General features: G+C 61.0%; 20 protein-coding genes, 2 rRNA genes and 3 pseudogenes. 12 read left to right on the top strand and 13 right to left on the bottom strand.

The window, feature by feature from the left end:
* The first annotated feature begins 45 nt into the window (after positions 1 to 45).
* Positions 46 to 2,938: ribosomal RNA gene (locus AAEQ75_RS20465) — 23S ribosomal RNA — on the top strand.
* 139 nt (positions 2,939 to 3,077) lie between these two features.
* Positions 3,078 to 3,193: ribosomal RNA gene (rrf, locus tag AAEQ75_RS20460) — 5S ribosomal RNA — on the top strand.
* Positions 3,194 to 3,391: 198 nt separating this feature from the next.
* Here the strand turns inward: rrf and queD are convergent.
* On the bottom strand, positions 3,392 to 3,748 hold the full coding sequence (gene queD / locus AAEQ75_RS20455; RefSeq protein ID WP_003461315.1) for a 6-carboxytetrahydropterin synthase QueD: 357 nt from the start codon (positions 3,746 to 3,748) through the stop codon (positions 3,392 to 3,394).
* A 126-nt stretch (positions 3,749 to 3,874) separates the two neighbouring features.
* Entirely contained in the window at positions 3,875 to 4,954 is a 1,080-nt protein-coding gene (locus AAEQ75_RS20450; RefSeq protein ID WP_179576754.1) for a patatin-like phospholipase family protein, read from the bottom strand.
* 146 nt (positions 4,955 to 5,100) lie between these two features.
* Between AAEQ75_RS20450 and AAEQ75_RS20445 the strand changes: the two genes are divergently transcribed.
* Genes AAEQ75_RS20445 through AAEQ75_RS20430 form a run of 4 tightly spaced genes read left to right on the top strand, consistent with a single transcriptional unit; the run spans position 5,101 to position 7,704 of the window.
* Positions 5,101 to 5,409 (top strand): PepSY domain-containing protein, encoded by a 309-nt coding sequence (locus AAEQ75_RS20445; protein WP_179576753.1) that lies wholly within the window; start codon positions 5,101 to 5,103, stop codon positions 5,407 to 5,409.
* The gene (locus tag AAEQ75_RS20440; protein ID WP_179576752.1) at positions 5,409 to 5,723 is read left to right on the top strand and encodes a PepSY domain-containing protein; all 315 of its coding nucleotides are present in this window, start codon (positions 5,409 to 5,411) and stop codon (positions 5,721 to 5,723) included. The genes AAEQ75_RS20445 and AAEQ75_RS20440 overlap by 1 nt, the downstream gene beginning before the upstream one ends.
* Positions 5,723 to 6,391 carry a response regulator transcription factor gene (locus AAEQ75_RS20435; protein WP_143497008.1) on the top strand — a complete coding sequence of 223 codons (669 nt, stop codon included), beginning with the start codon at positions 5,723 to 5,725 and terminating at the stop codon, positions 6,389 to 6,391. Before AAEQ75_RS20440 ends, AAEQ75_RS20435 begins: the two co-directional genes overlap by 1 nt.
* On the top strand, positions 6,388 to 7,704 hold the full coding sequence (locus AAEQ75_RS20430; RefSeq protein WP_179576750.1) for an ATP-binding protein: 1,317 nt from the start codon (positions 6,388 to 6,390) through the stop codon (positions 7,702 to 7,704). Before AAEQ75_RS20435 ends, AAEQ75_RS20430 begins: the two co-directional genes overlap by 4 nt.
* A gap of 98 nt (positions 7,705 to 7,802) precedes the next feature.
* Here the strand turns inward: AAEQ75_RS20430 and AAEQ75_RS20425 are convergent, their stop codons facing one another.
* The 3 genes and pseudogenes from AAEQ75_RS20425 to AAEQ75_RS22080 all read right to left on the bottom strand — a co-directional run.
* On the bottom strand, positions 7,803 to 8,399 hold the full coding sequence (locus tag AAEQ75_RS20425; RefSeq protein WP_143503964.1) for an NADPH-dependent FMN reductase: 597 nt from the start codon (positions 8,397 to 8,399) through the stop codon (positions 7,803 to 7,805).
* A 145-nt stretch (positions 8,400 to 8,544) separates the two neighbouring features.
* Positions 8,545 to 9,057, bottom strand: a pseudogene (locus AAEQ75_RS22085) (methyl-accepting chemotaxis protein); the annotation flags it as partial.
* A 393-nt stretch (positions 9,058 to 9,450) separates the two neighbouring features.
* A pseudogene (locus AAEQ75_RS22080) lies at positions 9,451 to 10,470 on the bottom strand (chemotaxis protein); the annotation flags it as partial.
* 404 nt (positions 10,471 to 10,874) lie between these two features.
* On the opposite strand from AAEQ75_RS22080, the gene AAEQ75_RS20415 reads away from it, so the two are divergent.
* Together AAEQ75_RS20415 and AAEQ75_RS20410 are read left to right on the top strand one after the other, a co-directional pair.
* On the top strand, positions 10,875 to 12,194 hold the full coding sequence (locus AAEQ75_RS20415) for a Na+/H+ antiporter family protein (RefSeq protein ID WP_143503961.1): 1,320 nt from the start codon (positions 10,875 to 10,877) through the stop codon (positions 12,192 to 12,194).
* A 115-nt stretch (positions 12,195 to 12,309) separates the two neighbouring features.
* On the top strand, positions 12,310 to 13,992 hold the full coding sequence (locus AAEQ75_RS20410) for a methyl-accepting chemotaxis protein (protein ID WP_343350285.1): 1,683 nt from the start codon (positions 12,310 to 12,312) through the stop codon (positions 13,990 to 13,992).
* A gap of 1 nt (position 13,993) precedes the next feature.
* Here the strand turns inward: AAEQ75_RS20410 and AAEQ75_RS20405 are convergent, their stop codons facing one another.
* Positions 13,994 to 14,896, bottom strand: a complete 903-nt coding sequence (locus tag AAEQ75_RS20405) for a LysR substrate-binding domain-containing protein (protein WP_343350284.1) — start codon at positions 14,894 to 14,896, stop codon at positions 13,994 to 13,996.
* A gap of 119 nt (positions 14,897 to 15,015) precedes the next feature.
* Between AAEQ75_RS20405 and AAEQ75_RS20400 the strand changes: the two are divergent.
* A pseudogene (locus tag AAEQ75_RS20400) lies at positions 15,016 to 15,619 on the top strand (FMN-dependent NADH-azoreductase).
* A gap of 60 nt (positions 15,620 to 15,679) precedes the next feature.
* Here the strand turns inward: AAEQ75_RS20400 and AAEQ75_RS20395 are convergent.
* The 7 genes from AAEQ75_RS20395 to AAEQ75_RS22075 form a co-directional block, all read right to left on the bottom strand.
* Entirely contained in the window at positions 15,680 to 17,266 is a 1,587-nt protein-coding gene (locus AAEQ75_RS20395) for an ABC-F family ATPase (RefSeq protein WP_343350283.1), read from the bottom strand.
* A gap of 765 nt (positions 17,267 to 18,031) precedes the next feature.
* The gene (gene tauD, locus AAEQ75_RS20390; protein ID WP_343350282.1) at positions 18,032 to 18,865 is read right to left on the bottom strand and encodes a taurine dioxygenase; all 834 of its coding nucleotides are present in this window, start codon (positions 18,863 to 18,865) and stop codon (positions 18,032 to 18,034) included.
* Positions 18,866 to 18,879: 14 nt separating this feature from the next.
* Positions 18,880 to 19,713 carry a taurine ABC transporter permease TauC gene (tauC, locus tag AAEQ75_RS20385; protein ID WP_343350281.1) on the bottom strand — a complete coding sequence of 278 codons (834 nt, stop codon included), beginning with the start codon at positions 19,711 to 19,713 and terminating at the stop codon, positions 18,880 to 18,882.
* Complete coding sequence (gene tauB, locus AAEQ75_RS20380) at positions 19,710 to 20,492, bottom strand: taurine ABC transporter ATP-binding subunit (RefSeq protein ID WP_343350280.1); 783 nt, start codon at positions 20,490 to 20,492, stop codon at positions 19,710 to 19,712. The genes tauC and tauB overlap by 4 nt, the downstream gene beginning before the upstream one ends.
* Before the next feature lie 30 nt (positions 20,493 to 20,522).
* Positions 20,523 to 21,494 (bottom strand): taurine ABC transporter substrate-binding protein, encoded by a 972-nt coding sequence (tauA, locus tag AAEQ75_RS20375; RefSeq protein WP_343350279.1) that lies wholly within the window; start codon positions 21,492 to 21,494, stop codon positions 20,523 to 20,525.
* 59 nt (positions 21,495 to 21,553) lie between these two features.
* Positions 21,554 to 22,495 (bottom strand): taurine ABC transporter substrate-binding protein, encoded by a 942-nt coding sequence (gene tauA, locus AAEQ75_RS20370; RefSeq protein WP_343350278.1) that lies wholly within the window; start codon positions 22,493 to 22,495, stop codon positions 21,554 to 21,556.
* A 137-nt stretch (positions 22,496 to 22,632) separates the two neighbouring features.
* Positions 22,633 to 22,911 (bottom strand): hypothetical protein, encoded by a 279-nt coding sequence (locus AAEQ75_RS22075; RefSeq protein WP_430523430.1) that lies wholly within the window; start codon positions 22,909 to 22,911, stop codon positions 22,633 to 22,635.
* A gap of 223 nt (positions 22,912 to 23,134) precedes the next feature.
* On the opposite strand from AAEQ75_RS22075, the gene AAEQ75_RS20360 reads away from it, so the two are divergent.
* The 3 genes from AAEQ75_RS20360 to AAEQ75_RS20350 all read left to right on the top strand — a co-directional run bounded on the left by AAEQ75_RS20360 (position 23,135) and on the right by AAEQ75_RS20350 (position 26,297).
* The gene (locus tag AAEQ75_RS20360) at positions 23,135 to 23,917 is read left to right on the top strand and encodes a MetQ/NlpA family ABC transporter substrate-binding protein (RefSeq protein WP_343350277.1); all 783 of its coding nucleotides are present in this window, start codon (positions 23,135 to 23,137) and stop codon (positions 23,915 to 23,917) included.
* Positions 23,918 to 24,230: 313 nt separating this feature from the next.
* The gene (locus AAEQ75_RS20355) at positions 24,231 to 25,388 is read left to right on the top strand and encodes a GGDEF domain-containing protein (RefSeq protein ID WP_280065191.1); all 1,158 of its coding nucleotides are present in this window, start codon (positions 24,231 to 24,233) and stop codon (positions 25,386 to 25,388) included.
* Between the two features lie 147 nt (positions 25,389 to 25,535).
* The gene (locus tag AAEQ75_RS20350) at positions 25,536 to 26,297 is read left to right on the top strand and encodes a hypothetical protein (RefSeq protein WP_343350276.1); all 762 of its coding nucleotides are present in this window, start codon (positions 25,536 to 25,538) and stop codon (positions 26,295 to 26,297) included.
* The last annotated feature ends 26 nt before the right edge of the window (positions 26,298 to 26,323 follow it).

Genomic DNA, 26,323 nt, shown 5'->3' with positions numbered 1-26,323 from the left:
TCGTCTTCACGATTGAGACAGTAACCAGATTGCTTGGGGTTATATGGTCAAGTGAAGAAGCGCATACGGTGGATGCCTTGGCAGTCAGAGGCGATGAAAGACGTGGTAGCCTGCGAAAAGCTTTGGGGAGTCGGCAAACAGACTGTGATCCAGAGATCTCTGAATGGGGGAACCCACCCGGCATAAGCCGGGTATCTTGTACTGAATCCATAGGTGCAAGAGGCGAACCAGGGGAACTGAAACATCTAAGTACCCTGAGGAAAAGAAATCAACCGAGATTCCCTAAGTAGTGGCGAGCGAACGGGGACTAGCCCTTAAGTTGATTTGAGTGTAGTGGAAGGCTCTGGAAAGTGCCGCCGTAGTGGGTGATAGCCCCGTACACGAAACGCTCTTATCAATGAAATCGAGTAGGACGGGGCACGAGAAACCTTGTCTGAACATGGGGGGACCATCCTCCAAGGCTAAATACTACTGACTGACCGATAGTGAACCAGTACCGTGAGGGAAAGGCGAAAAGAACCCCGGAGAGGGGAGTGAAATAGAACCTGAAACCGTATGCGTACAAGCAGTGGGAGCCTACTTTGTTGGGTGACTGCGTACCTTTTGTATAATGGGTCAGCGACTTATATTCAGTGGCGAGCTTAACCGAATAGGGGAGGCGTAGCGAAAGCGAGTCTTAATAGGGCGCTTTAGTCGCTGGGTATAGACCCGAAACCGGGCGATCTATCCATGGGCAGGTTGAAGGTTAGGTAACACTGACTGGAGGACCGAACCGACTACCGTTGAAAAGTTAGCGGATGACCTGTGGATCGGAGTGAAAGGCTAATCAAGCTCGGAGATAGCTGGTTCTCCTCGAAAGCTATTTAGGTAGCGCCTCGTGTATCACTGCTGGGGGTAGAGCACTGTTTCGGCTAGGGGGTCATCCCGACTTACCAAACCGATGCAAACTCCGAATACCAGCAAGTGTCAGCACGGGAGACACACGGCGGGTGCTAACGTCCGTCGTGAAAAGGGAAACAACCCAGACCGTCAGCTAAGGTCCCAAAGTTATGGTTAAGTGGGAAACGATGTGGGAAGGCTTAGACAGCTAGGAGGTTGGCTTAGAAGCAGCCATCCTTTAAAGAAAGCGTAATAGCTCACTAGTCGAGTCGGCCTGCGCGGAAGATGTAACGGGGCTCAAACCATACACCGAAGCTACGGGTTCATCCTTTGGATGAGCGGTAGAGGAGCGTTCTGTAAGCCTGTGAAGGTGAGTTGAGAAGCTTGCTGGAGGTATCAGAAGTGCGAATGCTGACATGAGTAACGACAATGCGAGTGAAAAACTCGCACGCCGAAAGACCAAGGTTTCCTGCGCAACGTTAATCGACGCAGGGTTAGTCGGCCCCTAAGGCGAGGCAGAAATGCGTAGTCGATGGGAAACGGGTTAATATTCCCGTACTTCTAGTTACTGCGATGGAGGGACGGAGAAGGCTAGGCCAGCACGGCGTTGGTTGTCCGTGTTTAAGGTGGTAGGCTGAGATCTTAGGTAAATCCGGGATCTTAAGGCCGAGAACTGATGACGAGCGTTCTTTTAGAATGCGAAGTGGTTGATGCCATGCTTCCAGGAAAAGCTTCTAAGCTTCAGGTAACTAGGAACCGTACCCCAAACCGACACAGGTGGTTAGGTAGAGAATACCAAGGCGCTTGAGAGAACTCGGGTGAAGGAACTAGGCAAAATGGCACCGTAACTTCGGGAGAAGGTGCGCCGGTGAGGGTGAAGTATTTACTACGTAAGCCCATGCCGGTCGAAGATACCAGGCCGCTGCGACTGTTTATTAAAAACACAGCACTCTGCAAACACGAAAGTGGACGTATAGGGTGTGACGCCTGCCCGGTGCCGGAAGGTTAATTGATGGGGTTAGCGCAAGCGAAGCTCTTGATCGAAGCCCCGGTAAACGGCGGCCGTAACTATAACGGTCCTAAGGTAGCGAAATTCCTTGTCGGGTAAGTTCCGACCTGCACGAATGGCGTAACGATGGCGGCGCTGTCTCCACCCGAGACTCAGTGAAATTGAAATCGCTGTGAAGATGCAGTGTATCCGCGGCTAGACGGAAAGACCCCGTGAACCTTTACTATAGCTTTGCACTGGACTTTGAGCTTGCTTGTGTAGGATAGGTGGGAGGCTTTGAAGTGGGGACGCCAGTTCTCATGGAGCCATCCTTGAAATACCACCCTGGCAACCTTGAGGTTCTAACTCTGGTCCGTTATCCGGATCGAGGACAGTGTATGGTGGGTAGTTTGACTGGGGCGGTCTCCTCCCAAAGAGTAACGGAGGAGTACGAAGGTGCGCTCAGACCGGTCGGAAATCGGTCGTAGAGTATAAAGGCAAAAGCGCGCTTGACTGCGAGACAGACACGTCGAGCAGGTACGAAAGTAGGTCTTAGTGATCCGGTGGTTCTGTATGGAAGGGCCATCGCTCAACGGATAAAAGGTACTCCGGGGATAACAGGCTGATACCGCCCAAGAGTTCATATCGACGGCGGTGTTTGGCACCTCGATGTCGGCTCATCACATCCTGGGGCTGAAGCCGGTCCCAAGGGTATGGCTGTTCGCCATTTAAAGTGGTACGCGAGCTGGGTTTAGAACGTCGTGAGACAGTTCGGTCCCTATCTGCCGTGGACGTTTGAGATTTGAGAGGGGCTGACCTTAGTACGAGAGGACCGGGTTGGACGAACCTCTGGTGTTCCGGTTGTCACGCCAGTGGCATTGCCGGGTAGCTATGTTCGGAAAAGATAACCGCTGAAAGCATCTAAGCGGGAAACTTGCCTCAAGATGAGATCTCACTGGAGCCTTGAGCTCCCTAAAGGGCCGTCGAAGACTACGACGTTGATAGGTTGGGTGTGTAAGCGCTGTGAGGCGTTGAGCTAACCAATACTAATTGCCCGTGAGGCTTGACCATATAACACCCAAACAATCTGCCCTCAAAGCAGAGGGTGTCGATGGTGAAGTCGACAGAAAGCCGAAAATTTGCAAGAACTACAAATCATCTATCACGTATCCAAGGGATAGCGTCTCGCGACGACATCCCAACCGAATTGCTTGACGACCATAGAGCGTTGGAACCACCTGATCCCATCCCGAACTCAGTAGTGAAACGACGCATCGCCGATGGTAGTGTGGTGCTTCACCATGTGAGAGTAGGTCATCGTCAAGCTCCTATACGAAACCCCAGATCGCGAAAGCGGTCTGGGGTTTCTTCTTTGCAGCGCGGAAAGCACGCTTAGGCCATCACGTTGGGGTACCGGCCAAGGCGCGGTTATCGCGGGGCGCATGGCGCACCCTGTGGGGTAGTGCGTTATCGGCATCAAGCAAAAGGCCACCTATGAAGGTGGCCTTTGCTGTTTCTGAGGGGTCAATCGCCGCGGTATTCGCAGCCGCTGGTGCAGGTTTCGTGGATACGTACGCGCGACAGCTCCGGCAGCAAGGGCTTGACCTGTTGCCAGATCCACTTGGCCAGCACTTCGCTGGTTGGGTTTTCCAGGCCGGGGATGTCGTTCAGGTAGTTGTGGTCGAGCTGTTCGTAGATCGGTTTGAAGATCGCCTTGATCTCGGAGAAGTCTCGAATCCAGCCAGTATAGGGATCGACTTCACCTTCGATGTAGATGGCAACTCGGAAGGAGTGGCCATGCAGGCGGCCGCATTTGTGGCCTTCCGGCACGTGTGGCAGACGGTGGGCCGCCTCGAAGATGAACTCTTTGAACAATTCCACTGACAGCGCTCGCGTAAATGATTCAGCCTGATTGGCGTTTAGCCGCGCAGTTTATCAGGTCTGGCCCGATTGCCGCGTCATCACATCGACCCTATGGTTTGAACGACCGCTCATAACCCCGGTGACTCAAAGGGGTTGCAGGCGTTCTACCAGGCGTCCGTTTTCGACCAGTTCGAGGAATTCGTCGCCGAGCCGCGCACTCTCGGCCATCGCCTGACGCCAGTAGCGTTCACGCCCTTCATCGTTGCCCAGGTAGCGCTTGAAGTCGGTACGATCCGGTAGCTTGCCGTGCGGCAGGCGTGCCAGGTAGTCGCGGGATGGTGCCAGCAGCAGTACGTCCTGCAGGCGGGTGCGGTCGCCACGGCGCCAGGGCATGCTCTTGTCGAACCAGCCCGGTATCACCCGGTCGGTGAAGTGCGGATAGAGCACGATGTCTTCGCCGTTGTAGGGCAGGTCGAGGTGGTAATCGAGCAGGCCGCCGTCGCGATAGGCGCCTGGCTCCAGGCCAGGAATCTCGCGAATCGCCTCCATTACCATGGGAATCGAGCCCGACGCGAGTAGCGCGTGGCGTAGGTTTTCCGGTGTCAGTGCATGGAAGTGCGAGCGGAAGTCGCTCAACTGCGCGAGCGGAGGGACCTGCCGCGCGTCATGCAGAATCACCCGGTCGAAATGACGGCCAAGGCGTTGGCGCGCCAGAAAATTGTTACCGATCACCGAGGACAGGCCGAGGCTGAGCTTGCCGCGATGATCGTGTTGCAGCAGACCATGGCTCTTCACCACGACGATGTGCAGACGATAGTGTGGGTTGGCGATGATGGCGGCGTCCTGATCGGCGAGTAGCTCATTGAGCATCTGCCTGCAGCTGCCGGACACCTCGGCCATGCTCACGCCCTTGGCGAAGCGCTGAGAGGTGTAGAGCTCGCCGAGTCGTCGAATACCTGCTGCGGCGTCCGGCAGGCAGGCGCTGGCGAAGCGCCAGGAACCGATGGAGGCACCGATCAGGGCGCGCTCGCGGGGCGCACGAGGCAGCCAGTCCCCAAACAGTGCGAGATCCAGCCCCTGAATACCGATGCCCTTGGGGCCGCCTGCTGCGCCAGGCACGATGCCGACGTCTGCCGGGCTCAGGCCATTCTGGCGAATGCGCGCCAGGGCTCTGGTACCAGCCTTGATGGTCAGGGCAGGGGATTTGATATGGATCGCGCTCATCGATGCCTCCTTTCGAACAGGCGATTATAGAGCCCTGAATGGGCAGGCCAAGCCACTTCACACGGTGAATGACGCAAGTGAATTCAGCTTGAATTAAGAGCCTGGGCCTACAGTGGCAGTCACTGATTCACTGCTGGAGAACCCCCATGAAACGATTGCTCAGCCTTGCACCACTTGCCACCCTCGTCAGCGCCGCTACCATTGCCCAGGCGCGTGATCTCGGTCCGGACGAGGCGCTGCGTCTGCGTGATGCCGGAACCATCAAGTCTTTCGAACAGCTCAATGAGGCTGCACTCGCTCAGCACCCGGGTGGGAGCATCGAAGAAACTGAGCTGGAAGACGAATACGGCCGCTATATCTATCAGATCGAGCTGCGCGACGCCCAGGGCGTGCAGTGGGACCTGGAGCTGGATGCCAGCACCGGGGAAATTCTCAAGAACCACCAGGACGATTGATGAAGTTTCGTCGTACCACCGTGCTGTTGCTGGTTCTGGCAAGCGGCTTTGCCAGCGTGCCGGGTATTGCGCGCGATCTCGATCAGGATGAAGCGCTGCGCCTGCGCCGCGAGGGTGTCATCATGCCTTTCGAGCAATTGATGCAGCAGATCGGCAATGCCTACCCCGGCTCCACGCTACTTGAGGCGGAGCTGGAAGAGGAGGACGGTGTGCTGGTGTATGAGGTCGAGATACTGACCACCTCGGGCGTGGTACGTGAGCTCGAACTGGATGCCCGCAACGGCAATATTCTGAAGGATGAGGAAGACGACTGATGCGCCTGTTGCTGGTGGAAGACCATGTACCCCTGGCCGATGAACTGAGCGCCAGCCTGGCTCGCCAGGGCTATGCGGTGGACTGGCTGGCCGATGGTCGCGATGCGGCCTATCAGGGCGCCAGCGAGCCTTATGACCTGATCATTCTTGATCTCGGTCTGCCGGGCAAGCCGGGCCTGGAGGTGCTGCAGGAATGGCGTGCCGGTGGCCTGGCCACACCGGTGCTGGTGCTCACCGCGCGTGGCTCCTGGGCCGAGCGCATCGAGGGGCTGAAGGCCGGCGCCGATGACTACCTGACCAAACCCTTCCATCCCGAAGAATTGGCCTTGCGTATTCAGGCGTTGTTGCGCCGCGCTCATGGCCTGGCCAACCAGCCGCAACTGGAGGCTGCCGGCCTGCAACTGGACGAGAGCCGCCAGTGCGTGACCTCGGGCGGTGAGGCCATCGACCTGACCGCTGCCGAATTCCGCCTGCTGCGTTACTTCATGCTGCACCCAGGGCAGATCCTGTCCAAGAGTCACCTCGCCGACCACCTGTATGACGGCGAGACAGAGCGTGATTCCAACGTCATCGAAGTGCACGTCAACCGCTTGCGCGGCAAGCTTGGACGCAACGTGATCGAGACCCGCCGTGGACAGGGCTACCGCTTTACCGGAGAGCAGGGTTGAGGTCCATTCAGCGCCGGCTCGGCATTGGCCTGGCCGCGACGCTGTTGCTGGCCGGACTGGTTCTGGCGCAGGCCAGCCTCTGGGTCTTCGATCGTGGTCTGCGCGCCTATCTGGAGGAAGACCTGCGCGACGAGGCGCAGGGGCTACTGACGGCGCTGGTGCGTGGGCCATCTGGCCTGCAACTGGATGAGCGACGTCTCGATCCCTCGTTCCAGCGGCAGTTCTCCGGGCATTACTTTCGCATCGACTTTGCCGATGATCGTAGCTGGCGTTCGCGCTCGCTGTGGGATCGTGAACTGCTCAAGCCCGACGGCACGGGCATGCAGGCCGAGCTGGGCGATGGCCCGCAAGGCCAACTACTGCTGATCTACCGCGCCGACTACCGCCGCTACGGCGAGAATCTGTCGATCAGCGTGGCGCAGGACTACCAGCCAATACTGCAGAGCTTTCGTCGCATGCAGTGGGTCGGACTCGGCCTGGGTGGTGCGGCGCTGCTGCTGATCCTGATCGCCCAGCGCTACACCGTGCACCGCGCATTACGCCCGCTTGAGCAAGTGCGTCGGCAGATCGCTCAGCTGCAGCAGGGCCGGCGTACCGACCTGGATGCCGAGGTACCCGAGGAGCTGGAGTCGCTGGTGGCACAGATCAACCACCTGCTGGCGCATACGGAAGATACCCTCAAGCGCTCGCGCAATGCCCTGGGCAACCTGGGCCATGCGCTGAAAACGCCGCTGGCTGTGTTGATCAGCCTGGCCGGTCGCGAGGAGTTGGCCGCGCATCCGGCGTTGCGCGCGAGCATGCGCGAGCAATTGGAGCAGATCGAGCAACGCCTCAGCCGCGAGCTGGGGCGTGCGCGCCTTGCTGGTGACGTGTTGCCGGGGGCACGCTTCGATTGCGCGCAGGAGTTGCCAGGGCTGTTCGACACCTTGTCGATGATTCATGACCGTGGCCTGAGTCTGGAGTGGCAGGCGCCGCCGGGGCTGGTGCTACCGCGTGACCGTGAAGACTTGCTGGAGTTGCTCGGTAACCTGCTGGACAACGCCTGCAAATGGGCCGATCAGCGCGTGCAGTTGACGGTGGAGGAGAGCGCCGAGGGCTATCGCTTATATGTCGATGATGACGGTCCCGGCATCGATGCCGAGCGCCGTGAAGCCGTGCTGGGGCGCGGTACTCGCCTGGATGAACAGGTGGCGGGGCACGGCCTGGGCCTCGGTATCGTGCGCGATATCATCGAGGCCTGGCATGGCCGTATCGAACTGCAGGACAGCCTACTGGGTGGACTGCAAGTGATGGTCAGCTTGCCGCGGCGTTGAGCCAAGGTTAGGCGAGCCATCGCTGGTGGATTACGCGGCGCGATAAGTTCGCTGGCGTTTGCGAGCGCTGTGTTCAGCGCCGCTAATCCACGAATCCCTTACATCCCGTTGGCAAAGGCCGGGTTGTCGAAGCTGATGGCGGCGCGTACCGGCTGCAGGGCGTGGGCGTAACGCACCAGCACGTCGAGCGCGTAATCGATGCGGGAGCGGATTCGTTCATCGGCCTCGTCCACCGGCTGTGGACCGTTCAACACCTTCTCGACCTGACGCACGATCAAGTGCTCCGGCAGATAGCACAGACGGCAGTTCTTGTAACTGGAGGCGCGCAGTTCGCCGATCGGATAGGCACCACCGATGCCGGAGGACACCCCCACCAGCAGGCCCGGCTTGTGCGCCAGTTCGGCCTTGCTGGCGTAGATGAAGAAGTTCTTGATCGCCGGGCAGGCCATGCCATTCCACTCCGGCGCAATGATCACCACCGCGTCGGCGGCAGCCAGTTGCTGTTGGAACATGCCCCAGGGGCCGGCATCTTCAGCGGGCCACAGCGGTAGCGGGGCCAGGCCCAGGTCGATGATGCTGCTGGTGTCCTGGGTGGTTTGACCCATCTCGATCAGGCGCTGACGCAGTACGCGAGCGACCTTTCCCGATTGGCTGTTGTTGCGGCTGGAACCGGCGACCAAGGCGATATTGAGCATTTTGCTTCCCCCAAAAAAGAACGCAGGCTAGGCGATTGCCTGCCTGCGCCGCAAGGGAAGCGCCGCCAGATCGAGGATGATTTGGCGTCATTCTCATATCTGGCTTGCTTGGGTTTTCGGTGCGCGTGGCGCACCCTACCTGACGTCACACGCGGAACTGGTCCATCAGGCTCTGCTGATGATTGGCCAGGCGGTTGAGGTTCTGGCTCACCTGCGCCGACTTATCGGCCTGCGCGGTGATGGCCTCGGTGACGTCGCGGATCGAGGCGACGTTGCGGTTGATCTCCTCGGCTACCGAGCTCTGTTCCTCCGCCGCGCTGGCGATCTGCAGGTTCATGTCGGTAATGGTGCTGACCGCCTGGCTGATGCGCTGCAGCGCGGCCACGGCCTGCTGCACCTGCTCGACGCTGCCATGTGCCTGGCGATGGCTGCTGTGCATGGTGCTGACCACCTCGCGCGTGCCGCTCTGCAGACCTTCGATCACCTGGCGAATTTCCTCGACCGAATCCTGGGTGCGTTTGGCCAGGTTGCGCACCTCGTCGGCGACCACGGCAAAGCCGCGACCGGCCTCACCGGCACGCGCGGCCTCGATGGCCGCGTTGAGGGCGAGCAGGTTGGTCTGCTCTGCAATCGAGCGGATCACTTCCAGCACCGAGCCGATCTGCTCGCTGCTGCTGGCCAGGCCTTCGACTTCCTGCATGGCCACGTTCATTTCATTGGCCAAAAGATCGATGGTGCTGGTGGTGCGGTCGATCACCTGCAGGCCTTCGCGGCTGGCCTGGTCGGCATTGCGCGCGGCTTCTGCGGCCTGCGCGGCGTTGTGCGCGACATCCTGAGCGGTAGCGCTCATTTCCTGGAAGGCGGTCGCCACCTGGTCGACCTCGCGGTACTGCTGCTGCATGCCGGTGCTGGTCTGGCTGGCGATGGCCGCCGACTGATCGGCCGTGCTACGGGCGTCGATCACACTATTCTTCACGTCGGCGATGATCGGCTGCAGTTTGTCTAGGAAGCGGTTGAACCAGCTGGCCAGCTCGCCTAGTTCATCCTGCCGGGCGTATTGCAGACGGCGGGTCAGGTCGCCTTCACCGCTGGCGATGTCCTTGAGCATGGCCGCCACCCCGAGAATCGGCCGCGTCACGCCGCGTGCGGTCAACCACATCAGCAACAGGCCGGCGATTACCGCGACCAGCCCTATCAGCAGCGCCATCAGGCTGTCACTGGCGCGGTTGGCATCGAGCTGTGCGCCAAGCTTGATGGCGCGTTCGAGCAAGACTTGCTGAGGCACTTCGAGCAGCACCGACCAGGGTTTGGCCTCGGGGATGGGTTTGAACGGGCTGAGTTCACGGAGCATGTCACCGTGGCGCAATTCGGCATCGCTACCGCTCTGGATAAGGCCGCGCAGTTCGCTAGCGTTTTCGGGAAAGGCACGTTCGACCGGCTGGCTCAACAGGCTGCCGTCGCGGCTGTGGCCCGCCAGCAAGGCGCTGGGGCTGAAGATACTGATATGGCCCTGGCCGTCGTACAGCTCACGATTGGCCTCCTGGCTGATCTGCTGCAGGCTGGCCAGGCTGATATCGACGCCCATCACGCCGATGATCTTGCCGTCGAGTTCTAGCGGGAAGGCGATGCTGGTCATCAGCGTCTTCTGCCCGCCGACCTCGTCGTAATAAGGCTCCAGTACGCAGGGCTGACGTGTCTCGCGCGGGCAGGTGTACCAGGCGTTGTAGGCCACGCCGTTGTCACCAGGCGTGGTGTCGCCGAGTAATTCTTCGGTCATCGCCTCGGCTTCCAGCTTGCCGACCGTGGGCTGTGCCCAGTACAGCGCGAAGCGCCCTGCGTCATTGCTGCCCAGGTCGGGCTGGTCAGCGAATAGCTCGTCCTTGCCGTCCAGAGCGTTGGGTTCGAACACCAGGTACAGGCCGAGCAGGGCCGGGTTGGCTTCCAGGCTGCTGCGCACCTGGCGGGTCAGGTCTTCGCGCAGGTCGAAGGCATCGAGGAAGCGCTTCTCAGCCTGCTCACGCAGAAACAGGATCTGCCGGGAAAATCCTTTGCCGTACTGGTAGGCGTCCATGAAGTAGCGTTGGATACGGATTGCCTGTAGCTCGCCACGAGTTTTCAGGCGCAGCTTGGCGCTTTCCTCCAGCATGCCGGAGCTGGCCTCGCGCACCAGGCTGGCGCTGCGGCTGGACTGATACTGCGACGCGCCTACCAGCAGGGTGACGATCGCAAGCAGGCACAGGCCGGCGAGCAGGGTGATCTTCCATTGGATCGAAAGACGGCTGAACAGCATGGTGTGTTCCTTTCTGCATGGACTAACAGGGTTATCGGTGTGCGGCTCGTATTCTTGATCGACACGGCGTTTGATCGAAATTATGCACGTTTCGATTTTAATAATGAACGGATACGCGTTTTGACAGATATAGCCTGCTTACGGCAGAGTACGCGGCTTTTTGCGCTGAGCAGGTGGAGAGCTTTATGAACGCTGTAATCGCTGCGGTCGGCATCATGCTGGTCCTTAGCCTCTGTCGCGTACACGTGGTCGTGGCGCTGATCATTGGTGCGCTGGCCGGTGGCCTGCTGGGTGGGCTGGGCGTCGAGGGCACGCTGAAGGCGTTCAACCAGGGCCTTGGTGGCGGGGCGACGGTTGCCTTGTCTTACGCGCTGCTAGGCGCTTTCGCCGTGGCCATCGCCAAGTCGGGCCTGGCTCATGCCCTGGCGGACAAGGCGCTGGCGCTGGTCGGTAAGCAGCAGGAAGGCGCAGGTGGTGCGCTGAAGTGGCTGCTGATCGGGCTGCTGCTGGCTGTGGCGATCTCTTCACAGAACCTGCTGCCGATCCACATCGCCTTCATTCCTCTGCTGGTACCGCCGCTGCTCTATGTGCTGAGCAAGTTGCAGCTCGACCGCCGCTTGATCGCCTGCGTGCTGACGTTCGGCTTGATCACGCCGTACATGTTCTTGCCGGTCGGTTTTGGCGGCATCTTCCTCAACGAGATCCTGCTGGCCAACGTGGCCAAGTCAGGTGTCGACGTCACGGGTATCAGCATCACCCAGGCCATGGCGATTCCGGCGCTGGGCATGCTCTTCGGTCTGCTCGTGGCGGTGCTGTTCAGCTATCGCGGCAAGCGCACCTATGATCTGGAAAAGGTCGCGCAGGCCGAGCGTGTGGACGTGCAGTACAACCCGTTGAGCCTGCTGGTGGCGGGGCTGGCCATCGCCGCGGCGTTCGTCGTGCAGCTGTGGTTGGACTCGATGATCATCGGCGCGCTGGTAGGCTTCGTGATTTTCTCGGTGTCCGGCGTGGTGCGCTGGAAGGAAGCGGACGGTCTGTTCACCGAAGGCATGAAGATGATGGCCATGATCGGCTTCATCATGATCGCCGCTGCCGGTTTTGCCGAGGTGATGAAGACCACTGGTGAGGTCAAGACGCTGGTCGACAGTTCGGCAGCCTTGATCGGCCACAACAAGGCCGTTGGCGCGTTGCTGATGCTGCTGGTCGGGTTGCTGGTGACCATGGGTATCGGCTCGTCCTTCTCGACCATTCCGATCATCGCAGCGATCTTCGTGCCGTTGGGCGTGCAACTGGGTTTCAGCCCGCTGGCTATCGTCTGCATCGTCGGCACTGCCGGTGCCCTGGGCGACGCCGGTTCACCCGCTTCGGACTCGACGCTGGGGCCAACTTCGGGGTTGAACGCCGATGGCCAGCACAATCATATCTGGGATAGCGTGGTGCCCACCTTCCTGCACTACAACCTGCCGCTGCTGGCGTTCGGTTGGGCTGCCGCTATGCTGCTGTAAAGGCGTGAACAGACGCCGGATTAAGTTCTCGGCGCCTTGGGTCGCTTAATTCTTCCACGGGGTTGCCGATACATCGGTAGCCCCGTTTTTGGTTTCGCACACAAGGACAATAAGAATGCGCCTGACATTGAAAGCCAAGGTAATCCTGCTTGCGCTGGTTCCCGTCATCATCTTCGCGCTGGTGCTCAGCGGTACGACGGCGAGGGTGTTGCAGAATCTGGCTGCTGACGAAGTGGCCGAGACCCGCGAGCGTCTGCTGCAGGAGAAACGCAGCGAGCTCGAGCACTACATCCAGATCGCACTGGGCTCGGTGAAGGGGCTCTACGATGGCGCCGCGCAAGGCGATATGGCCAGTCGCGAACAGGCCATCGCCATCCTCTCGAAGATCAAGTACGGCGCCGACGGCTACTTCTTCGGCCACGACTCCAACGTGGTGCGCCTGTTCCGTGGCGACAGCCCGGTGGATGTCGGCAAGAGCCTGGCCGACCGGCGCGACCCGAACGGTGTGTACATCAACCGTGAGTTGGTCAACGTGGCGAAGAACAACACCTACTTCGTCAACTACTCCTCGCCGCTGCCGGGTAACGAATCGGTAATGGTGCCCAAGCTCGCCTACAGCTACTACCTACCCAAATGGGACATGGCCCTTGGCACCGCGCTCAATCTCGATGGCATCGAGGCGGGCATCAGTGAGGTGCAGGAGGATATCGATCAACGTATCGACACCATCATCACCAGCATCGTGGTCGTGGCAGCGATCCTGCTGCTGGTATTCGGGGTGATTGGCGTCTGGCTGGGCAATGCCTTCCTGCGTCCTCTGCAGCAAATCAAGGCCAACCTCGACGACATCGCAGCGGGTGAGGGCGATCTGACGCGTCGTCTACCCGTCACCAGTGATGACGAGCTTGGCCAACTGGCGGGCTCGTTCAACCGTTTCGTCGAGAAGGTGCATGGCCTGGTGCGGCAGATCGTCGAGATGACCGGGCAGCTCACCGAGCTGGTGGGCCAGGTTTCTGAGCAGGCGCAGCGCTCCGAACAGGCCATGGGTCAGCAGCGTCACGAGACCGACCAGGTGGCCACGGCGATCAATGAAATGTCCGCCGCCGCTCACGAAGTCGCCAAGAGCGCGCAGAATGCCGCCGAAGCCGCGCAGCAGACCGATCGCGAAGGGCAGGCAGCCAAAAACGTGGTCGATGGCAGCATCCAGCGTATTCACTCGCTGGTGGAAGATATTCGCAGCAGCGGCGTCTCGCTCGATAGCCTGCAGCAGGACGTGCAGTCCATCGTCAGCGTGCTCGACGTGATCCGCTCCATCGCCGAACAAACCAACTTGCTGGCGCTCAACGCGGCCATTGAGGCGGCGCGTGCCGGTGAGGCAGGGCGCGGTTTTGCCGTGGTCGCCGATGAAGTGCGTGCGCTGGCCAGCCGCACGCAGCAGAGCACCCAGGAAATCCAGGGCATGATCGACCGTCTGCAGCAGGGTACGCAGCAGTCGGTGACCTCGATGCGTCGCTCCAGTGACGCTGGCGAGCTGACCAGCGAGCAGGCCAACAAGGCCGGCGAATCGCTCGATGCCATCGCCCAGCTGATCGCCACCATCAATGCGATGAACGCGCAGATTGCCAGCGCCGCCGAGGAGCAGACGGCAGTAGCCGAGGAGATCAATCGCAGCGTGCATCAGATAGCCGTTGCCGTGGACAGCGTCGCCGATGAAACCGAACGTGGTGCGCAGACGGCGCGAAGCCTGGCCGGCCTGGGCGATCGTCTCGGCGCGCTGGTGCGTCAGTTCCGTATCTGAGTCAGAGCGGGTAGCTCCAGCGACTGAATGCATCGCTAAGCAACTCTATCCAGGCGCGGACAGCCGGCGACATCCCGCGCCTGTGGGTGTAGGCCAGCTGGACATAGCCCTGAGGCACCGTCCAGTGCGGTAGCAATGAAACCAGGCTGCCATCGGCCAATTCCTCGTGGCAGTAAATGGTGGGCAAAAAGGTGATGCCCACTCCGGCCAATGCTGCCGATTTGCGTATGGGAAAGTCGTCGACGGCCAGGCGTGCTTCCAGGGCGATCTCACGAGCCTCCTGCGTCGTGTTGTGATGAAAGCGCAGATGAATGCGCCGGTCGGCTCCAATAGCGCCTAGCGCTGGCAACTGCTGCAGGTCTTCCGGCTGCTCCAGGCGCAGCCCGGCGACCAGATTCGGGCATGCCACCACACAGGCATGGGCGGGGATGAGGCGGCGAGTGATCAGGCCCGGTTCTTCATCATCGACACTGCGTACGCGCAGGGCGACGTCCACCGCCTCATTGAGCAGATCGATACGGCGGCTGGTTTGCACGACCTCCAGCTGCACCCCGGGATAGCGCTTCAGAAAATCATTGATCAGATCGGGTAGCAGGGCCAAGCCCGGGGGCGTGGAGAAGCGTACCCGGCCACGCGGCTCGCTGGTCAGGTTGGTGACGGTTTCCTCGGCCTGTTCCGCTTCCAGCAACATCGCCTGGCAATGGCGCAGGTAGCGTTCGCCGATATCGGTCAGCGCCAGCTTGCGTGTCGAGCGTTGCAGCAAGCGCGCGCCCAGGCGCAGCTCCAGCTCGGCGATGCGCCGCGACAGGCGCGATTTGGGAATGCCCAGGGCTCGCCCGGCCGCGGCGAAACCACCGGCTTCCACTACCTTGGCGAAGTAGAACAGATCATTGAGGTCATGCATGTCATCGTCCTATCAGTGGGACGAACTATCGCATTTTTGCCGTCTTATCGGCTATTGGTTACATCGGTAGCCTCTGTACAATCGCGTCACCACGTCGCATAGCACTCTGGAGAGCACCTATGAAACTACTGCACCTCGATTCCAGCATCCTCGGCGATGCTTCCGCTTCCCGTCAGCTCAGCCGTTCTGTGGTCGAGGCCTGGAGCGCTGTCACTGCAGATGTTCAGGTGACCTATCGCGACCTGGCCAGTGATGCGATCAGCCACTTCTCCGCTGCCAGCCTGGTAGCCGCCGGCACTCCGGCCGAGCTGCGTGACGCCGCGCAGAAACACGAGGCCGAACTGGCGCACCCTGGAAGAGTTCCTGGCTGCCGATGCCATCGTCATCGGTGCGCCGATGTACAACTTCAGCGTTCCCAGCCAGCTGAAGGCCTGGATCGACCGTATCGCCATCGCCGGCAAGAGCTTCAAGTACACCGAGAATGGCCCGGTAGGACTGGCAGGTGGCAAGACCGTGGTGATCGCCTCTAGCGCCGGTGGTATTCATGCCGGCCAGCCGTCTGGCCAGGCGCATGAGGACTACCTGGTACGCGTGCTGACTTTCCTCGGCATCGACGACATCGAGATCGTTCGCGCCGAAGGCCTGGCCTACGGTGAAGAGCCGCGCGCCGAAGCCATGAAAGGTGCTGCGCAGCGTATCTCCGAGCTGTTCGCGACTGCCTGAGCAGAGCGCTGAAACAACAAAGCCCGCAAAAGCGGGCTTTGTTGTTTCTGTAGCGTGTGCTCAGACGATGATGCCCTGGCTGCGCAGGTAATCGTCGTAGGTGCCGGAAAAGTCGGTCACGCCATTATCCGACAGTTCGATGATGCGCGTGGCCAGGGAGCCAACGAACTCGCGGTCATGGCTGACGAAGATCAGCGTGCCCGGGTAGTTCTCCAGCGCCAGGTTGAGCGCCTCGATCGATTCCATGTCCAGGTGGTTGGTCGGTTCGTCCATCACCAGCACGTTGGGCTTTTGCAGGATCAGCTTGCCGAACAGCATGCGGCCCTGCTCACCACCGGAGATCACCTTCACCGACTTGAGGATCTCGTCGTTGGAGAACAGCATGCGCCCGAGGGTGCCGCGGATCACCTGTTCACCGGTGGTCCACTGGCCCATCCAGTCGAACAGGGTCACGTCATCTTCGAAATCGTGGGCGTGATCCTGGGCGTAGTAGCCAACCTCGGCGCTCTCGGTCCACTTCACCGAACCGGTATCCGGCTCCATTTCGCCGACCAGGGTGCGCAGCAGGGTGGTCTTGCCGATACCGTTGGGGCCGATGATCGCCACGCGCTCGCCGGCTTCGACGGTGAAGCTGAAGTTCTTGAACAGCACCTTGTCGTCGAAGGCCTTGGACACCTTCTCGATGGTCACGGCCTGGCGGTGCAGTTTCTTGGTCTGCTCGAAGCGAATGAACGGGCTGACGCGGCTCGACGGCTTGACCTCGGCCAGCTGGATCTTGTCGATCTGCTTGGCGCGGCTGGTCGCCTGCTTGGCCTTGGAGGCGTTGGCCGAGAAGCGGCTGACGAAGCTCTGCAGCTCGGAGATCTGCGCCTTCTTCTTGGCGTTGTCGGCCAGCAGCTGCTCGCGCGACTGGGTCGCGGCAGTCATGTACTCGTCGTAGTTGCCCGGGAACAGGCGCAGCTCGCCGTAATCCAGGTCGGCCATGTGGGTGCAGACCGAGTTGAGGAAGTGACGGTCGTGGGAAATGATGATCATGGTGCTGTTACGCGCCGTGAGGATCGTTTCCAGCCAGCGGATGGTGTTGATGTCCAGGTGGTTGGTCGGTTCGTCGAGCAGCAGCACGTCCGGATCGGAGAACAGGGCCTGGGCCAGCAGCACGCGCAGCTTCCAGCCGGGTGCGACTTCGCTCATCGGGCCGAAATGCTGCTCGAGCGGGATGCCCAGGCCGAGCAGCAGCTCGCCCGCGCGCGATTCAGCGGTGTAGCCGTCCATCTCGGCGAACTCGCCTTCGAGCTCGCCGACCTTCATGCCGTCTTCTTCGCTCATTTCTGGCAGCGAGTAGATGCGGTCGCGCTCGGCCTTGACCTTCCACAGCTCCTCGTGACCCATGATCACGGTGTCGATCACGTTGAATTCTTCGTAGGCGAACTGATCCTGGCGCAGCTTGCCCAGGCGCACGTTCGGCTCGAGCATCACCTGGCCGCCGGAAGGCTCGAGGTCGCCGCCAAGAATTTTCATGAAGGTCGACTTGCCGCAGCCGTTGGCGCCGATCAGGCCGTAGCGGTTGCCGTTGTTGAACTTGACGGAAACGTTCTCGAACAGCGGCTTGGCGCCGAACTGCATGGTGATGTTAGCGGTGGAAATCAAAGGACTTACCTATCAATAACTTGAGGTGCGCTGTTTAACGGGTGATACCGCTTTCGAGCCTTTCAGCTCGGCCCGAACCGAGGAAGACGAACCTGCGCATATGAGTGAACGCTACGTCCCTGCCGGCAGACGAGCCGATAAGGCTGGTGAGGCATGGGGGGAGTGTCGGGCATCGTGGCGCCGGTTGCCGTCGTTGGACGGGGGGCGTCGAAGCGCGCAATGGTATCACTTGGCACATGTAACTTCAGCCATCGCGGAGATTCACTGCAGCGTTTCGCCAGGCGAAACGCTGCATAAGCATACGGCGCAGGGGTAGGGGGCGCAGCGCGCACCACGGGGCGGCTGGCGCCTGTGCGACAACCCGCTAGCCATGGATCGACAGTGGTTAGTCTTTGAAGATGAAAGTGGCACTCATTAGATGCTGATCGTTTGCCTTCACACTGCAGTTCCGATCAGGTACCGGGCGGCCGTTAGCACTCTCAATAGGGTCGCACTGCACGAAGAAGCGTATACCTTGCCATTCTCGCAGCACGCCGGCCCTGCTTCGACTGGGCGAGCAGCGCCTGATGGATAAGATGCTTGAGACGGAGTGCATCAGCTTCGCGTCGCTCGAAGGTGCTCCGCGCGTGAAGGCGATGGAAAACGGGACATATGTATTTGCTGCGCATGCAGCCGATCTCTAGCGATAGGCAGCTACTTTCGTAACAAAGCGGGTCTCGATCTCTACGCGTGCTGTTAGTGGCTTGTTGATCAACACTGCGCCCCTCACCTCGGTCTGTCCCCCAATACCGTTGCCCGATGTATCACCCGCCGTTGTGGGCGGTAGTCGTCGACGGCGTAGTGCTGGGTGATGCGGTTGTCCCAGAAGGCCACGTCGTTTTCCTGCCAGCGCCAGCGGATGGTGAACTCCGGGCGGGTGGCGTGGGCGAAGAGAAAGCGCAGCAGGGCGCAGCTTTCGGCCGCTTCCAGTTCGTTGATGCGGTTGGTGAAACCGTCGTTGACGAACAGTCCCTTGCGCCCGGTAACCGGGTGGGTGCGGATTACCGGGTGCACCACGGGCGGGTGGGTGCGTTGCACTTCGTGGTAATGCGCCAGGGCTTCGGGCGTATTGCCGAAGCGCTCCAGCGGGAAGGAGCGGGTGAAGTCGTGGGTGGCGGTGAGGCCGTCGAGCAATTGCTTCAGCGGCTGCGACAGGGCGTCATAGGCGGCGCTGCTGCTGGCCCACAGGGTATCGCCGCCGTAGGGCGGCAGGTGCTTGGCGGCGAGTACCGCGCCGAGGGCCGGAGTCTCCAGAAAGCTGACGTCGGTGTGCCAGATGGCGTTGTCGCGCACGTCGGTCACGGTGGTGTCGAGCACGAGGATTTCAGGTTGCTCGGGCACGTTGGGGTAGAGCGGGTGGATGTGCAGGTCACCGAACTGTGCGGCGAGAGCAGCCTGTTGTTGTGGCTCGATGGGCTGCTCGCGGAAGAACAGCACCTGGTATTGCAGCAGGGCGTCTTCCACTTGCTGGCGCAGGCTGGCAGTGAGTGGCTGGCGCAGGTCGATACCGCTGACCTGGGCGCCGAGTGCCGGGCTGAGCGGGGTGATGTGCAGGGTCATGTCGGGTGTCTCTCTCAATGCGCCTGGCCGTGCCAGGGCACCAGTTTGCGTTGCAGGGCGCGCAGGCCCAGTTCGAGGGCGAAGGCGATCAGGGCGATGACGAGGATGCCGAGGATCACCACGTCGGTGACCAGGAACTGCGCCGCCGACTGCACCATGAAACCCAGGCCTTCGGTGGCGGCGATCAGCTCGGCGGCGACCAGGGTCGACCAGCCCACGCCAAGGCCGATGCGGATGCCGGTGAGGATGTCCGGCAGGGCGCTGGGCAGAATCACGTGGCGGATCAGCTGCGCCTGCGTGGCGCCGAGCGATTGCGCGGCGCGCAGTTTGGTCGGGTCGACGTTGCGCACGCCGGTGGCGGTGGCGATGGCCACCGGGGCGAAGATGGCCAAGTAGATCAGCAGCACCTTGGACAGCTCGCCAATGCCGCACCAGATGACGATCAGCGGCAGGTAGGCCAGCGGTGGGATCGGCCGGTAGAACTCGATCAGCGGGTCGAAGATGCCGCGCACGATGCGATGGCGGCCGATGGCGATGCCCAACGGCACCGCGGTGAGCACCGCGGCCAGCAGGCCGAGGCCGATGCGCCCGAGGCTGGCGCCCAGATGCTGCCACAGGCTGGCGTTCATATAGCCCTCGCCGAGCAGTTGACAGCCGCGGGCGAGCACGGCTTGCGGGCTGGGCAGGAACAGGGGCTCGATCAGCCCGGCGCTGGTTACCGCCCACCACAACCAGAGCAGGCTGGCGATGCTCAGGCTGCTGATGGTCAGCAGGCTCAGTTCACGACGCTGTTTCACCGTGCGCTGTTCTTCGGGTGTCTTGGCGTAGACATATTCGTAGCTGCTCATGCGCGGTTCCCCTGGCGTTGGGCAAAGACCTGGGCGAGCACGTGCTCGCGGGTGTCGATGAAGGCGCGGTCGGACTTGATCGCGCGGGCGCTTTCGCCTGCGGCGTAGCGGCGGCCGAAGTCCAGCCGCAGGTGCTCGACGATGCGTCCGGGGTTGGGCGCCAGCAGCACCAGATCGGTGGCGAGGAATACGGCTTCCTCAATGTCGTGGGTGATCAGGAATACCGGTTTGTGCGTGCGCTGCCAGACCTGCAGCAGCAGCTCCTGCATCTGCTCGCGGGTGAAGGCGTCGAGGGCGCCGAAGGGTTCGTCCATCAGCAGCACGCGCGGGTCGGCAGTGAGTGCGCGGGCCAGGCCCACGCGTTGTTTCTGCCCGCCAGAGAGTTCCCAGATGTGGCGCTGCTCGAAGTCGGCCAGGTCGACCAGGGCGAGCAGTTCGCGCGCCTTGTCTTCGCGCTCGGCACGGCCCACGCCGGCCAGTTGCAGGCCGAAGGCGACGTTCTCCAGCACGTTCTGCCAGGGCAGCAGGGCGTCGTCCTGAAACACCACGCCACGCTCGGCGCTGGGGCCGGCGACGGGCTTGCCATCCAGGCTGATGCGCCCGGCGCAGGGAGAGACGAAGCCGGCGATGAGGTTGAGCAGGGTGGTCTTACCGCTGCCGGAGGGGCCGAGGGCGACCAGCAGTTGCTCGGGGCCGAGGTTGAAGGACAGGTCGCTCAATACCGCGTTGGCGGCGCCCGGGTACTGTGCGCTGATGTGCTCCAGTTCGAGTAGGGCCATGTTCAGGTTCTCTTCAAGGCAGGCGCGGGTTCAGGGTTTGATGTACTGGCTGCTGACGTAGGGCGAGTAGTCCGGCAGCACGCGGTCGGCCTTACCCTGTTCCTTGAGGAAGGCGGCGGTGGCGGCGATGTCGCCAGCGGTGCGTTCGCCGAGCAGGGCCAGTTGTTGCTGACGATCCGGGAAGGCGGAGCCGGCCAGCAGCTCGGGTACGTCCTCGGGGTTAGAGCCGGTCAGCGCGGCGATCTTGCGCACCGGTTCGGAGTCGGCTGTCCACTGGTCTTTCTCCGCCGCATAGCGGGCGAAGCTGTCAAGGGTGACCTTGGCGAACTGCTCCAGCACTTCGGGGTGTTTTTCGGCGAAGTCCTTGCGCGCGACCCAGACCTCGAAGGTCGGTGCGCCCCAGGTGCCGACTTCGGCGGCGTCGGTGAGTACCTTGCCGGTTTTCTTGATCTCGCCCAGTGCCGGCGACCAGACGAAGGCGCCGTCGATGTTGCCGCGTTGCCAGGCGGCGTTGATCTCGGCCGGGTTGAGGTTGACGATGCGCACCTTGGCCGGATCTATCTGCCAGTGCTTGAGGGCACCGAGCAGGCTGTAGTGCGAGGTGGACACGAACGGCGTGGCGAGAGTTTTGCCAGCGAGGTCGGCGGGTTTCTCGATGCCGCTGCCATTGCGTACGACCAGCGCCTCGGCGGCATTGATCTGCGCGGCGACGACGAAGGTGACGATGGGCAAGTTACGGCTGGCAGCGGCTGCCAGTGGGCTGGAGCCGAGGTTGCCGATCTGCACGTCGCCAGAGGCGATGGCGGTGACCACTTCGGCGCCGCTGTTGAAGCGGCGCCAGTCGATCTTCTGGCCAATGGCCTGCTCATAGGCACCGTCGGCCTGAGCGACCTTGGTCGGATCGATACCGGTCTGGTAGGCGATGGTCAGGTCGGCAGCCTGGCTGAACGAGGCGAACGCAGCGGCGGCAACGGCTGCGAACAGGCGATGGATACGGGGCATGGAATGGACTCCGGGCATGAAAGGAGACCGGGCGGCCTGGCCGCCCGGAAAAACGTGGCTTAGTTAGTGATGTACTGATTGCTAACGTAGGGCGCGTAGTCAGGCAGCACCTTGTCCACCTTGCCTTGCTCCTTGAGGAAGCCTGCGGTGGCGCTGACGGCCTGGGTGGTCGGCGCGCCGAGGGCAGTCACCTGGTCGGCGGCCAGCGGGAAGACGTTGCCCTGCAACAGCAGCGGGATGTCCTCGGCCTTGGCACCGGAGAGCTTCACCACCTTGGCGATGTTGTCCGGGTTAGCCAGCCAGGCTTGCGGATCCTTGCGGTAGGTGGCGTAGGCATCGAGGGTGACCTTGGCGAAGGCCCGCACGATCTCCGGATGCTTCTCAGCGAAGTCCTTGTGCACGATCCAGGCATCGAAGGTCGGTGCGCCCAGCTCGCTGAGTTCGCCGGAGGTGATCAGCACCTTGCCGGTTTCCTTGGCCACACCGAGGGCCGGATCCCAGGTGATCGCCGGTGGCGCCAGGTTGAGGATCTGCACCTTGCTCGGGTCGATGTTCCAGTGCTTGAGCGCGGCCAGCAGGCTGTAGTGGCCGGTTGAAACGAACGGCACGGCGACCTTCTTGCCGATCAGGTCGGCCGGTTTGTCGATGCCGCTGCCGTTGCGTACGACCAGTGCCTCGGCGGCGCCGATCTGCGCGGCGATAAGGAAGGTCTGTACCGGCAGTTGTCGAGTGGCGGCTGCTGCCAGCGGGCTGGAGCCGACGTAGCCGATCTGTACATCGCCCGAGGCAACGGCGGTGATCACTTCAGCGCCGCCGTCGAATTTGCGCCAATCGATCTTGGCCTTGGCTTCTTTTTCATAAACGCCGTCAGCCTGGGCAACCTTGGCTGGATCGACGGTGGTCTGGTAGGCAACGGTGAAGTCGGCGGCCTGGGCGACCAGGGTCGCGCTCGACAGGGTCAGTGCGGCCAGTACGCGGCGCACGAAGGAAAAGGGGGGCATGGTGGTGCTCCTCGAAGGCGAGCTGGCCCTTCTGACGAGGATGCCGAGCCGCAGGACGTTGTTCAGGTGTTGTCAGGGTGTCCGGCGGTCCGGTGGAGCAAGACTATCTATGCCAAATGGAATAGATAAATACTTTTTTAGAATATTTTTATGTTTTTGTGGTTTGCTCCAGGAGGGCGGCAGTCATGTTGGGTATCGCCTTTCACATCCATCGATTGATGGATCGGGCGAGTGTAATCAAGCGTACATTCGGGAGTTCGATACCCATTTGCGTCTGGCTCAAACGGGGTGAGGCCGTCGCGTTTGATCCAGATATCGCGGCCCAGGTGTTGCGACAGGTGTGGCATACGCTGCAGAGCAGTGGCCTGAGAAATCAGCTGCAGGCGGGGGAAGCGGGCGAGGGCGGCAGTGAGCATGGGAACATCCAGCGGATTGAAGGCTATCCACTCTAGGTGGATGGTGGCGGTGCTCACAAACAGGGGCGACTGTTTATTTTGAGCATAAGAAAATAATTAATAATTATTTTATGGAATAAATAATTTTCCGTACTGTCGCGCCCAGCCCGCCACATCCACGGGTACCAGCCAAACGCGCCGGACTGCTGATCCAGCCGGTGCCACAGACCGAGAACAAGGAACTATGAAGAAGACCCTGCTGTTGACCGCCCTGGCCGCTGCCCTGACTGGCTCCCTGGCCCATGCTGGCGAAAAACTGAGCGTTGCCGCCACCCCGGTGCCGCACGCCGAAATTCTCGAACTGATCAAGCCCGAGCTGGCCAAGCAAGGCGTGGATCTGGATATCAAGGTCTTCACCGACTACGTTCAGCCCAACCTGCAGGTGAGCCAGAAGAACCTGGATGCCAACTACTTCCAGACCAAGCCGTACCTGGACACCTTCAATGCGCAGCGCGGTACCGAACTGGTGATCGTGCAGGGCGTACACGTCGAACCCTTCGGCGCTTATTCGACCAAGTACAAATCCCTCGATGAGCTGCCGAACGGCGCCACCATTGCCATCCCCAACGAAGTCAGCACCAGCGGCCGTGCGCTGCTCCTGCTGCAAAAGGCTGGCCTGTTGACCCTCAAGGATCCGAACAGCGCCCAGGCGCTGCCGCGCGACATCGCCGATAACCCACGCAACTTCAAGTTCCGTGAGCTGGAAGCAGCCACCGTGCCGCGTGTGCTGAATCAGGTCGACCTGGCGCTGATCAATACCAACTACGCGCTGGAGGCCAAGCTCAATCCCAAGCGCGACGCGCTGGTGATCGAAGGCAGCGACTCGCCCTACGTCAACTACCTGGTGGCCCGCCCGGACAACCAGGACAGCGAGGCGATCAAGAAACTCTCCGCCGCGCTGACCAGCCCGCAAGTGAAAGCTTTCATCGAAAAACGTTATGAAGGCGCGGTACTGCCGGCTTTCTGATTGAAACTGTAAGGCGGCTCTTTTTGTGTTCTAGCTGCCCACCGTTGAACACGGTAGTAAACCTGTGCAAACGGGTTTGCGTTTACGCCGAGCCGGCTTAGCCGACTCGGCGTTCTTTTTTCGCACGGTAGGCCAGCGCCGCGAGGCTGTCTCTACAGGCATGAATGGCAAATTGCCTTCCCAGCGCCATATGCCTACGATTCGCAGGTTTGAAATGCCATGCAAACAGCCTCTGCAATGCTGAGAGGCGAGGGCGCCGTTGTGCGCCACGCAGTGCTAGGCTCCCGTTGCCATCCCTCAACTTGCGCGAACCATGGTCACTACCGTCATCCTCGGCATGCTCTGCGTGTACCTGCTGTGTTTTTCCGTGATGTTCCTGCTGATCAGCACCCGGCTGAATGGCAAGAAAATGGGCATGGAAGTCTTCGCGTTGGGCAACCTGTTGCTGGGCCTTGCCTACATCCTGCAGTTGTTCGGCGGCCCACCGGATGAGGGGCTGGTGAGCGTCATCAATCACACGCTGACGCTCAGTGCTCCTGTCGTCTATGTGCTGGGCGCCATGCGCTTTTTCGAGCGGCCGACGCCGGTGCTGCGCCCGTTGCTCACCCTGATGGCCGGCTACACGCTGTTGCAACTACTGGTGCAATGGCTACTGGGAACCGAAGCCCGTCACGCCATGCTGGCTGCGGCCTGTGCCTCGTTGTTTCTGGCCATGACCGTTGCGGTGCTCTACGGCCGGCGAACCTTCGCCCGGGATCTGCGCGTCGAGATGCTGGTGTTCGCCGTGCTGATAGGCGGCATCTGCATCCTCAACGCCATGAAGTTCGCGATGATCCTCAAGGGTGGCCTGGCGGCACTCGATATGGGCAGCGGCTTCCAGAAGGTTTTCTATCTCTATATGTCGTTCCTGGCGACGGTGCTGCCGCCCAGCGCCGTGTGGCTGGTGTTGAGCCGGCTTACCGATGAACTGCGCAACCTGGCTGCGCACGACCCCCTGACCCAGCTGCTGAACCGGCGCGGGCTGATGGACGCCTTGGACGCCCACTTCCGCTCGCGCACGGCTAGCCCGGCGTATTTGCTGATCGTGGATCTCGACCACTTCAAAAGCATCAACGACACCCACGGCCACAACGTCGGCGACCTCGTCCTGACGCGTGTTGCCGAAGTCCTCAAGGCCACTGCACGCCAGGGCGACCTGGTCTGCCGCTTGGGCGGCGAGGAATTCGTGATCATCGCCCTGGATACCGATAACGCCGGCGCCCTGCAGTTGGCTGAGCGCACGCGGGCAGCGATCGAACACAGCCAAGTGGCTGGCGCTGGCCTGAGGGAAGCGATTCGCTGCACGGCGACTCTTGGCGTTTCGCATGAATTCACCAGCGCGCAGGCGTTCGATGAGTTTCTGCAGCAGGCGGATGCCGCCCTTTATCGAGGGAAGACGCAAGGGCGGAACCGGGTGGAGTGGGCGGGTTAGTGCAGATTTGCGGGCTATAACGGCTGCTTTGGGTCGCTTACTGCCGGTCACGGCAGGCGGAAGCCGGCCAAATACAGACGCTCGTGTGACTGTAACGATTAGGTACGGTTTAATTTCTAGAATTGGGGCAGCTTCGGGCGTAAGAAAATGCAAGAGATTTCTGAGCGTCACCGGCGATGGGTGGCAAATCATTTCGGCAGTAAGGTGCGGGAGCTTCAGTATCACTTGGAAGCCATCGTGGCCGCCTGTGACCAATCACTTGCGCTGTTCGCCAGCGGACAAACCGTCCCTAGAGAGAATAATCAGGCGGTAGTCTATGGCTTTTCAGCATTTGCGAATGTCGTTCAAACACTGAAAGACGCCGTCAAGACAGTGACCGGCGAACAGCTGCCATGGTCGAAAATTGTACAACTGCGCCATGGTGCTTTCATGCGCGATGCGCGTAATGCAGCGACCCATGACGGCAATCCCGTTGTTAGCGCCTGGGTCGATGGGCGCTACTTTGTCCCAGCAAAAATGGTGCGCCTAGATGATCGAGGGCAAGTCATCGAGATCCCTGCACCTACTAAAGACATCCGCACTCTTTCTTTAGAGTTTGCGGAGGACCTTTGTCAGCTATTGCGCGAGACATTGACCGGTCTGGAGAGCGTTGAGCAGCTCAGAGGAGCACTCTTCAACATGGCTGAGCTTGAGGAGGCAATCATCGAGTCTAATGTCATGCCAGAGTTTGTAAAGGAACTATTCGAAAGCAATCGCCAAGAGATCGCGACAAGCCTGCGTGAAGTGAAACATGATCCTGTGGATCAAGCGATTGGCTACCTCGCCGAGCTGATCCAGTATTGCGAGCTAAAGCAAGACCAAACCAGCTCCTTGGCCGACAATAGTCTCATGGTTTGTCCTCGGTCTTGAGCACGAGTTATGGCCGCTTCTGGCCC

Source organism: Pseudomonas sediminis, assembly GCF_039555755.1.
GTDB lineage: Bacteria > Pseudomonadota > Gammaproteobacteria > Pseudomonadales > Pseudomonadaceae > Aquipseudomonas > Aquipseudomonas mendocina_D.
This window is presented reverse-complemented; position numbering and strand designations above follow the sequence as displayed.

What these genes read in the sequence shown, in the direction of transcription:
- AAEQ75_RS20450 (WP_179576754.1), bottom strand. Translation starts at nt 4,954, where the DNA reads ATGAGCGCGATCCATATCAAATCCCCTGCCCTGACCATCAAGGCTGGT.
- AAEQ75_RS20445 (WP_179576753.1), top strand. Translation starts at nt 5,101, where the DNA reads ATGAAACGATTGCTCAGCCTTGCACCACTTGCCACCCTCGTCAGCGCC.
- AAEQ75_RS20440 (WP_179576752.1), top strand. Translation starts at nt 5,409, where the DNA reads ATGAAGTTTCGTCGTACCACCGTGCTGTTGCTGGTTCTGGCAAGCGGC.
- AAEQ75_RS20435 (WP_143497008.1), top strand. Translation starts at nt 5,723, where the DNA reads ATGCGCCTGTTGCTGGTGGAAGACCATGTACCCCTGGCCGATGAACTG.
- AAEQ75_RS20425 (WP_143503964.1), bottom strand. Translation starts at nt 8,399, where the DNA reads ATGCTCAATATCGCCTTGGTCGCCGGTTCCAGCCGCAACAACAGCCAA.
- AAEQ75_RS20415 (WP_143503961.1), top strand. Translation starts at nt 10,875, where the DNA reads ATGAACGCTGTAATCGCTGCGGTCGGCATCATGCTGGTCCTTAGCCTC.
- AAEQ75_RS20410 (WP_343350285.1), top strand. Translation starts at nt 12,310, where the DNA reads ATGCGCCTGACATTGAAAGCCAAGGTAATCCTGCTTGCGCTGGTTCCC.
- AAEQ75_RS20405 (WP_343350284.1), bottom strand. Translation starts at nt 14,896, where the DNA reads ATGCATGACCTCAATGATCTGTTCTACTTCGCCAAGGTAGTGGAAGCC.
- tauD (WP_343350282.1), bottom strand. Translation starts at nt 18,865, where the DNA reads ATGACCCTGCACATCACCCCGCTCAGCCCGGCACTCGGCGCCCAGGTC.
- tauC (WP_343350281.1), bottom strand. Translation starts at nt 19,713, where the DNA reads ATGAGCAGCTACGAATATGTCTACGCCAAGACACCCGAAGAACAGCGC.
- tauB (WP_343350280.1), bottom strand. Translation starts at nt 20,492, where the DNA reads ATGGCCCTACTCGAACTGGAGCACATCAGCGCACAGTACCCGGGCGCC.
- tauA (WP_343350279.1), bottom strand. Translation starts at nt 21,494, where the DNA reads ATGCCCCGTATCCATCGCCTGTTCGCAGCCGTTGCCGCCGCTGCGTTC.
- tauA (WP_343350278.1), bottom strand. Translation starts at nt 22,495, where the DNA reads ATGCCCCCCTTTTCCTTCGTGCGCCGCGTACTGGCCGCACTGACCCTG.
- AAEQ75_RS22075 (WP_430523430.1), bottom strand. Translation starts at nt 22,911, where the DNA reads ATGCTCACTGCCGCCCTCGCCCGCTTCCCCCGCCTGCAGCTGATTTCT.
- AAEQ75_RS20360 (WP_343350277.1), top strand. Translation starts at nt 23,135, where the DNA reads ATGAAGAAGACCCTGCTGTTGACCGCCCTGGCCGCTGCCCTGACTGGC.
- AAEQ75_RS20355 (WP_280065191.1), top strand. Translation starts at nt 24,231, where the DNA reads ATGGTCACTACCGTCATCCTCGGCATGCTCTGCGTGTACCTGCTGTGT.
- AAEQ75_RS20350 (WP_343350276.1), top strand. Translation starts at nt 25,536, where the DNA reads ATGCAAGAGATTTCTGAGCGTCACCGGCGATGGGTGGCAAATCATTTC.